5 protein-coding genes are annotated in these 6627 nt (G+C 49.9%); all 5 read left to right on the forward strand.

Annotated elements, in window-relative coordinates:
* Nucleotides 1-454: phage portal protein (locus D6783_04545; GenBank protein ID RME52494.1), on the forward strand; the 454-nt coding region annotated here is incomplete at its 5' end.
* A 73-nt stretch (nt 455-527) separates the two neighbouring features.
* Entirely contained in the window at nt 528-3242 is a 2715-nt protein-coding gene (locus D6783_04550) for a phage portal protein (protein ID RME52495.1), read from the forward strand.
* Nucleotides 3239-3652, forward strand: coding sequence for an HK97 gp10 family phage protein (locus D6783_04555; GenBank protein RME52496.1), 414 nt, complete (start codon nt 3239-3241; stop codon nt 3650-3652). The genes D6783_04550 and D6783_04555 overlap by 4 nt, the downstream gene beginning before the upstream one ends.
* A 27-nt stretch (nt 3653-3679) precedes the next feature.
* Nucleotides 3680-5344, forward strand: coding sequence for a hypothetical protein (locus D6783_04560; protein ID RME52497.1), 1665 nt, complete (start codon nt 3680-3682; stop codon nt 5342-5344).
* Nucleotides 5345-5346: 2 nt separating this feature from the next.
* Nucleotides 5347-6480 carry a hypothetical protein gene (locus tag D6783_04565; GenBank protein RME52498.1) on the forward strand — a complete coding sequence of 378 codons (1134 nt, stop codon included), beginning with the start codon at nt 5347-5349 and terminating at the stop codon, nt 6478-6480.
* Nucleotides 6481-6627: the final 147 nt, after the last annotated feature.

Below are 6627 nucleotides of genomic sequence, written 5' to 3' on the forward strand. Positions count from 1 at the left end.
CATCCAAGCACTCATGGAACAATACGACATCCCCCCAAGCAGAGTAGTAATAGACGAAGACGGAGTCGGCGGCGGAGTCGTAGACGAAATAGAAGGCGTCAAAGGATTCGTCAACAACAGCAAACCAATCCCTGAGCAAGGAGTCAAGAGGAACTACGCAAACCTGAAAAGCCAATGCACCTTCAAAGCAGCCGACTACATAAACCAGGAGAAAATCAGCGTTTATAAAGAAATCCCAGAACACATCAAAGAAGGACTCATCACAGACATAGAACAATACCAAATGAAGGATCCAGACAAAGACGGCAAACTCGCAATCCTCACCAAAGACGCAATAAAACAGAACATCGGCAGAAGCCCCGACTACGGCGACGCTTTCATGATGCGAATGTTCTTCGAACTCACCCAGGACGAATGGATGGTCTTCGAAGATCCGACAGGAACCATTTTTTAACCAAAACAACGAAAAGTTTAAATAGAAGCGAAGGGATAAGTTATGCAAGCAAAAACCTGGAACTCTCCCAAAAATGAACATCCCGAATCCCTTCAGAACATTTAAAGAGAAATTCTTCAAAGCCGAAGTCGAAGCCCTCAAAAAAGAACTCGGCAAGTGGAAAAGAGCAACCAGGCCAGCCGCAGGCGACCTCTACAAGCCCGAAAGCGTAGTACCTTATTATCCTTTCCCTCCAGACACAGTTTATACCGTAGCAAAATACAGCGATGTCCTCACAGGAATGCACAGGGCTTTAAGAACTGAAATCTTCAGGAACGGAATCGAAGTCATCGAGAGCCAGGACCAGGACACAGAAAACACAGACAGGGAAGAAGAAACACCGTTCCAACACAAAAGCCGCAAGGAAATCCTGGCCAAACTCGAAAGGATAAACCTGAACGGCCAGAGCATCATAGAACTTCTGGAACAACTCGAAGACGACATCAACATAATAGACCACGCTTATATGTGGATTCGGTACGACTACTTTGTAGACAGCACAGGAGAAATCACAGACAAAGAATTCGTCGAAGCAATCCGACTACACCCAGCAACAATGATGGCAATCAAGAACAACGCCGACGAATTCGGAAAAGACGACCAGGGAAACACCCTCAAGGCGGCACCAAGCGACAGAAGCCAAGTGTTCACAAACAGGGACTACCATCCAGTAACGGGAGAAAAACTCTACCCTGTATGGTGGAAGCAAACCAGCGAAAAAGGCGAATACTACTTCTTCGAGTGGGAAATAGTCCACGCAACCAGGTACAGGCCTGAAGGATTCAGCCCCATAATAACGGCCTGGCAAAAGGTCAGAACCCTCCAGTACCAGGACAAATACTTCCTCGAACTTTATGAAGGCAAAAGACCTCCCAAAGGCCTCCTCGCATTCTATGTGGCCAACAGGGAAAGCATGAAAAAGGCCTGGGACGACATGATAGAGAGAGCCAAAGAGAACCCGCACCTGCCAGGAATCATAGGAATCCCTCCAGCAGCCACAGGAGGAAACGGCCAAACCAAAGTAATGGAATTCGTCGACTTCATGAAAAGCATGGACGAACTCCAATTCAGCGACCAAAGGCAAGAATTCAAACTCGCCCTGGGCTTCCTGTACGGAGTCAGCCCAATACTCATGAACGATGTCAGCACTTCAGGCGGCCTTAACAACGAAGGACTCCAGTACACCGTAACCAACAGGGCCGTCGAAGCAGCGCAAAACCTGTACAACCGCAAATTCCTCGCAGCCATAAGGGACGCCCTCAAAGCCCAGGGATGGATAATCCGACTGCGACCATCCGAAGAACAGGACGAAATGGCAAAACTCCAGAGAATCCAGCAAGCACTGCAGAACGGCAAGGCCGCAGCAGAACTCGGCCTCAAAGCCAGGTATGACAGGAGAACAGGAGAAGTCATCATCGAAGACGGAGAAATCCAAAACCCCTCCCAGGACATGGGCGGACTGTTTTCGGCAGCACTCGCCAACAGGCAGGAACCAGGAATAGAACCGTCCAGGCCAAGATTCACAGGAGAACCCGAACCGTCCAGGAACATATCAGGAATGCCAGAACAGGCCAAAAGCGAAAAGGGATGGGTGTACCTCAAACCAGGAAGTAAACCTCCAGAAGGAGCAAAAACCAGACAAGGCCCTGGGGGAGCAACATACTATTGGAGTGAGCCAAAAATCAACAGGCGAACCCTCCTGGAGAAGGATCCTGAAGACATGACACCAGAAGAACTCGAAGCAGCATACGAAATGATGGAAGCAGACCAGACCTCATACACCCAGGAAGACCTGGAAGCAGCAAAACGCTGGTTGGCAAACAAGCCACACCTACGACGCCTCTTCGGCAAAAACTACTACGACTTCGCAGTAGAAGTCGCATCCGCAATTCACAGAGGAGAAGATCCAGACCTCATCGATTGGGAGTCCATAGACCGCAAAATAGGCATCAGGGATGCTCTCATGGAGCAAAGACAGCCCGAACCTTTCGAAATGTCAGCCAAAAAAAAAGTCGAAAAGAAGGGTAGAGAAGGATACACTCGCTTGGCAGACCTGCTCACAAAAGAAATCCAGGAACGAATGAAAGGACTTAAAAAAAAGCCCACCCCAGCACAACTCAAGAAGATCGCAAAGGAAATCCAGGACAAACTCACTCCAGAACTCAAAAAGACAGCGGACAAACTCATAGAAGCCCACTATAAAAAAGCAATGAGGGAAGCCGAAAAGGAACTCGGCAAAAAACTCGGATTCGGCGACAAAGACCTGGAAGCAATAAAAACACTCCAAACCCAAAAAGTCCTCACAGAAGCATTCGCAGGCCTCTCCAAGGAACTCGCAAAGGGAATTCACGAAATCATAAAAGACGCTTACAAAACAGGCCAGGGCCTCACAACCAGAAAACTCCAAAAGAGAATCCAGGAACTCACAGACCTGGCAGAACACCGAGCAGAAAATATCGCCAGGACCGAAACGGGAAAAGTAAGCGCTGCAGCAAGAATCAACCAGTACCGCAAGGCCGATCCAGAAAACAAATTCCTGTACAAATGGGTAGGGCCTGACGACCACAGAACAACCAGGACCTGCAAGCGAATAATGCAGAGAACCAAAAACGGTGTGCCATTCGACGAACTCGTCAGAATCATCGAGGAGGAAAGCAAGAAGGACTTCCCCGACTTCACAATCGACAAAGACGCACCCGTAGCGCACTACCAGTGCAGGCACACCTTCGTTAAGGTAGGCCAAAAATGAACCAGGAAGAACGACAGAACGAACAGGCAATCATCGAAGTGCTGGACAAAGCCCTGAACGAATTCATCGACAGGGTGTTCGAGAAAAGCCAGACCAAACTTGCAGAAGAAGGCAAAGTCGACACGGGAAACCTCCTCAAAACAGCAAACATCGAGAGAAAACCCCTGGAAAAAACCATAGTGTACCCAGCCGATTATGCGGAATGGGTGGAATTTGGGCGGCTGCCAGGAAGCATGCCTCCCCCAGGAGAACTCCAAAAGTGGTGTGAGAGAAAACTCAAACTCAAGCCGAAAGAAGCAAAAAAAGCGGCCTGGGCCATAGCCAAGGCAATAGAGCAAAGAGGAATACAACCCTTTCCATTCCTCACCAGGAGTGCAATGGAAACAATCCAGGAAATGGGACTGCAATAAGAACAGGCGGTAAAAATGACTTTTTATGTGAGAAAACAGGAGAACAAAAACGGGCTGGAAACCTGGGAAGTCATCAAAATATTCAGGGAATCCAACGACCTGGAAGAAATCAAAAAGGCCGTTGAGAACGCCAAAGACCGACTGTACGCCACTTTTTCCACAGTAGATGTCAGGGACAAAGAAGGCGAAAAAATCCCCATAGAGGAAGCAATCGAGCAGCAAAAGGCCCAAATGGAAAGGGGAGGAGTCGTCACGGACATGCACTCCAACGACATCGTAGGCAGAACCCTTGCCTGGAAGGTAATGCCGCACCCAGCGACCAATGGGCGCCTGGGAATCCTCCAACTCAACAAAATATACAGCGGAACCGACTACCTCGACCAAGTATGGAAGGAAATCCAAGAAGGAAAAAGAACAGGTAGTTCCCTGGGCGGCAGGAACAAAGATGTAGAAATCGTAGTGGAAGACGGCCTCCCCACAAGAGTCCTGCGGGGCTTCGAGCATTACGAAACAGCCACCGTTTACAGCCCCGCAAACCAACTCGCACTCAACCAAGCAGTAAGCGCAGTCGCAAAAAGCACCAAAGCAACACCCAGCCAGATTGACGATGCGATTCAGGCCTTACAACTCCTCAAAAAAGGACTCGTACAGAAGCCCTTCGCAGGATACAAGGACTTCGACGATTGCGTAAGGCAAAACCAGGACAAAGACAACCCGCAAGCGTACTGCGCAACGATTATGAGAAATGTGGAGGGAAAGAGCATGGAAAAAGCAAGACACTATCTCAAACCAGGAGAAGAACCGCCCAAAGGGGCCAAAGTCCAGGAAGGGCCTCACGGCGGCAAGTATTACGAAACAGAAGGCGTCAACCCAGAACCCAGCCCAGACAGTGGGGAGAATCCTCCGAAAGAGGGCGAATCCAGCGGTTCACTGTCAGAACAGGACAGGAAAGAGTTAGAAAGCGATGCCGCACACATGCTCGACCAAGCCCTGGAAGCAGGAGCCAACGATCCAAGAGAATCCGTCACGCAAGAACTCGCACAGCAGTACGGAGTCAAACCAGAAGTCGTCAAGCCCATCATCGACGAACTCTGGAAGATTGGAATGGAAGAAGGAGAAAAAAGCGAAAAATCAAAATCTTCTCTCAAACCAGGAGTGTTCAAAGCAGTCCTGGAAGGAAGAAAAACAAACAAGGGTGAGAGCAATATGAAAACAGACAAAGGCGACATCAGTGATGTTGCAATGCAGAAGATGGCGTCTGGAGAACCACTCACCAAGGAGGAATACCTCACCGTCAAGGCCCTCCTTAAAAAAGTGGCTCCTGACGACGACCTGGAAGAAGAAGACCAGCAGGAAGAAGAACTCCCGCCAGCAGCAGGAGAAGAAGAAGACGAAGAAGACGAAACCGAAAAATCAGCGGAGAATGTGCCTGTGCCTGGAAACACCACAGCAGGCCAGCCAGAAGGAGAAGACACCAAAGATCCAAACGACCTGGATGTGCTCAAAGGCGAGATCCGCAAACTGACCAAAACGGTCAAGAAAATGATGGAGTTGAAGAAAGTGACAACAGACAGGCCAAACTACAACAAAGTCCAGAAGTACAGCAATCTGGCACTCGACATGGTCTACGGCAAAGTTAAAAAGTCGTGGTCCGAACTCGACGGCATAATGAAAGAACTCGGAGGGGAGTAAGAATGGTACAGCAGTACAAAACAATCCATGAAATGCTCTCCGCATTCTACGGAGGCAACATAGTAGAGAAGGCCGACGATCCCGTACTGACCAGCACTTCAGGAGTTTACAACGCTGTGTACGGGGCCAAAGTGTTCAGCCAACTCAACAGCGAAGCAAGTGTGTTTGCAGCCCTGCCAAAATACCCCTGGCAGCACAGCGGCTTCAGAGTAATAACAGCAGACGCTGGAACCGCAGCATCAGGCGGTGTGAGTGAAGGGGCCGCAATCCCAGACACCATAAAGCCAACCTTCGCCGAAGTGCAGGTCACACCGAAAGAAGTCGTTCACACCTTCGATGTGTCCTTCAAACACGAAGGCCTCGTCAAGAAGGGCGACGACGCATTCGGTACCATGGAGCAGTTAAGACCGTACTTCGCAGCCCTGCACATCAAGAGAATCAACGAAATGCTCTTGAAGGACTGCAACACCCTGGCAGGCGACAATTTCGAGTCAATCGACAGGGTAACGGCAACCACAGCAGCACAGGTCACAGCACTCGGCTACGACGCAGGCGACGAAGACATATACGGAATCGACAGAAGTGCGGTCTCCTGGGCCAACGCAATCGTCGACCACAACAGCGGCGTCGACAGAACCTTGACGCTGCAAATGATAGAAGACAACATTGCAGCAAGCCAGGCAGCAGGAGGAAGGCCCAACCTGATTGTCACGGGCTACGACACCAAGTGGAGAATAATCTCCCTCGCCCAGACGCAAGTCAGGTACCAGGGTGTCGTCAAGGAGAATGTCGGCTACACCGTTGGTGTCAACGGAATCCAGACCGACCAGGGAATCGGCTTCGGAGTCAAGGTCGCAGAAGTGTACGGCCTGCCCCTCATCGCCTCCCAGGCGGTAGAGAAGGACACCATAAGCAGAATATACATCCTGGACACCACAGAGAACGAAGGAACAGGCATCCCCAGATTGGGAATAGCACTCCTCTACCCCACAATGTACTTCGAAGCGGGAATGAGTGCGAAGAACCCGAACCCCTTCGCCATAAACAAACTTGCCACACAGGGCATGTTCTACACGGCAGGGGAACTCGTCTGCACCTTCTTCGCAGGCCAGGTACAAATAAGGGACCTCAAGTAAGGCCCCTTAATTTTTTATTTTTTTTAATGAGAACAACATCAAAAAAACAATACGGAGGGCGGCTTGACAATGGCAAAACAATTCATGTGCGTAACACAGCAGTCAGGAATGGCCTCCTTCAGAGGTCCAAGCGGCCTGTCCTATGCG

It is taken from the genome of Candidatus Woesearchaeota archaeon (genome assembly GCA_003694805.1).
Classification (GTDB): Archaea; Nanobdellota; Nanobdellia; order Woesearchaeales; family J110; genus J110.